This is a genomic window from Polaromonas sp. P3_C2 (genome assembly GCF_056402675.1).
This window is the reverse complement of the sequence record NZ_JBFUGX010000641.1, coordinates 1-2,328: the sequence shown is the minus strand read 5'-3', so window position 1 is coordinate 2,328 and position 2,328 is coordinate 1. Positions and strand designations below refer to the sequence as shown.

The 2,328-nt window shown below is 59.2% G+C and carries 3 protein-coding genes; all 3 read right to left on the bottom strand.

The window, feature by feature from the left end; genetic code table 11:
* Positions 1-148: 148 nt before the first annotated feature.
* Positions 149-766, bottom strand: coding sequence for a 3'-5' exonuclease (locus AC1DWI_RS20120; protein ID WP_477725568.1), 618 nt, complete (start codon positions 764-766; stop codon positions 149-151).
* A gap of 122 nt (positions 767-888) precedes the next feature.
* Positions 889-1,146 (bottom strand): DUF3297 family protein, encoded by a 258-nt coding sequence (locus tag AC1DWI_RS20115; RefSeq protein WP_477670429.1) that lies wholly within the window; start codon positions 1,144-1,146, stop codon positions 889-891.
* A 27-nt stretch (positions 1,147-1,173) separates the two neighbouring features.
* Positions 1,174-2,328 (bottom strand): toprim domain-containing protein (locus AC1DWI_RS20110; RefSeq protein ID WP_477725567.1); only part of this gene is annotated, 1,155 nt, incomplete at its 5' end.

Genomic DNA, 2,328 nt, shown 5'->3' with positions numbered 1-2,328 from the left:
ATCCGGATCGTATAGATAGGTAAGCGGCAACCACTCCTGCGGAAAATCGGGAACCTCAAAATCATAAAAATAGGCCAAGGCATCAAACGCCATAGTCAACCCCCTGTATTTCTATCAGACATCGAATTCTCGGCACGCCAATTTCCCATTACAAGGAAACCTCCGCATGCCGAGCAATAAACGCAGGCACAGCAGGTTTCGCACAACGCTGCAGTCCCATTAAAACCGAGTGATCAGTTCTTGCAATACGATGCCGGATACGCAAGTCATGCTGTATCTGGTGCAACAGTAATGCCGCCATCTCCGCATCAGCCATAGCCCTGTGCGCGCGGCCGGCTTTAGGCAAGCGGTGGTAGTCAATCAGCACGCCGAGCTTGTGGCTGGGTGCCYGGGGATACAGTCTTCTGGCGACCAGCATGGTGCAGGCAAAGGGCTGGGTTGCCGTCTCCCCTGCGCGGCTTAGTTCAGCCTCCCAGAACCTGCGGTCAAAAGAAGCGTTGTGCGCCACCATGGGCGCGTTGCCGACAAAGCGATTTGCTTCGGCCATGACTTTCTCGGCTACAGGCGCGGCGGCAACCATGGCGTTGCTGATGCCTGTCAGGCTTTCGATAAAGGACGGGATATAGCGCCCCGCGTTCATGAGGCTTTGAAACCTGTCCACCACCTGGCCGTGCTCGACCAGCACGATGGCCACTTCGGTCGCACGGTCACCCATCGCGGGCGACAGGCCTGTGGTTTCAAAGTCGATGACGGCGATGCGGCTCATGGCTCAGGTGTGTGTGGTCGCCAAAAATGAAAACACCATGAAATCAACCTTTTCAAAGGTTCAAACTTCATGGTGTTCATGGAGGTCCGGCCAGTCAACGCATTGACTCACAGCCGGGCTGGTTACTTGTAGAACGACTCTACTTTGCCCTTGAGTTTGATCATCAGCGGGTTGCCCTTGCGGTCGACCTTGTTGCCCACGGGCACCTTGATCCAGCCTTCGCTGATACAGTACTCGGCAACGTCGTTGCGCTCTTTGTCGTTGAAGCGGATACCGATGTCGTGTTCAAAGATCGCTCTGACGAAGTGCGGGCTGCGCTCGTCGGTGGAGAGGTGGTCGGGCAGCGATGGGCGCTCTGCTGTTTTGGTTTCTTCGGTCATGGTGTCAAGTAAGAACTGAGTGGTCGCTTAGACGTCGATGTTGGCGGCGCGCAGGGCGTTCTGTTCAATGAACTCGCGGCGTGGCTCCACTTCGTCGCCCATCAGCATGGTGAAGACGTGATCGGCTTCGATGGCGTCGTCGATCTGTACGCGCAGCAGGCGGCGCACGGTCGGGTCCATGGTGGTTTCCCACAGCTGGGCGGGGTTCATCTCACCCAGGCCTTTGTAGCGCTGGCGTGCGGTGGCGTTTTCTGCCTGGCCAATCAACCAGGCCATGGCCTGGCGGAAGTCACCAATCTTTTCTTCCTTCTGGCGCTCGCCCTCACCGCGCATGACTTTTGCGCCTTCGCTGATCAAGCCGCGGAAGGTGGCGGCTGCATCGGCCAGGGTGGAATAGTCAGCGCCGTGCACAAAGTCTTGCGTGAGCACGCTGCTCTTGACGTTGCCGTGGTGGCGGCGGCTGATGCGCAAGATGGGCTTGTCGGTGCGGGTGTCAAACTCGCCGGCCACTTCGGCGGGGGCGCCGGTGGTGTTGAGTTCACGCAGCTTGGCCTGCAACGTGACGGCTGACACYTCTGCGTCGGCCACGGTGTCCAGGTTCAGGCTCACGCCGTCGGCAATGGCGCGCAGGGCTTCTGCGTCCATGAAGCCGCGCAGGCGGGCAATTACGGACTCAGCCAGCTGGTGCTTGCGGGCCAGTTCGGCCAGCGTCTCGCCCGTCAAAACCGTGCTGCCTTCAGCGCCGGTTTGCACAGACGCGTCTTTCAGTGCAATGCGCAGCAGGAAGCCGTCTAGCGCTGCGGTGTCTTTGAGGTACTGCTCTTCCTTGCCGGCCTTGACCTTGTACAGCGGTGGCTGCGCAATGTAGATGTGGCCGCGCTCAACAAGCTCGGGCATCTGGCGGTAGAAGAAGGTGAGCAGCAGCGTGCGGATGTGGGCGCCGTCAACGTCGGCGTCGGTCATGATGATGATGCGGTGGTAGCGCAGCTTGGCGACGTTGAAGTCGTCGGTGCCTGGCGTGCCACCAATGCCGCCTGCCTTGCCGATGCCGGTGCCGAGGGCGGTGATCAGCGTCAAGATTTCGTTGCTGGTCAAAAGCTTTTCGTAGCGGGCTTTTTCAACGTTCAGGATCTTGCCGCGCAGGGGCAGGATGGCCTGGAATTTACGGTCACGGCCCTGCTT

Bases quoted from the DNA above. Each gene is read 5' to 3' on its own strand.
- AC1DWI_RS20115 (WP_477670429.1), bottom strand. From the start codon at position 1,146: ATGACCGAAGAAACCAAAACAGCAGAGCGCCCATCGCTGCCCGACCAC.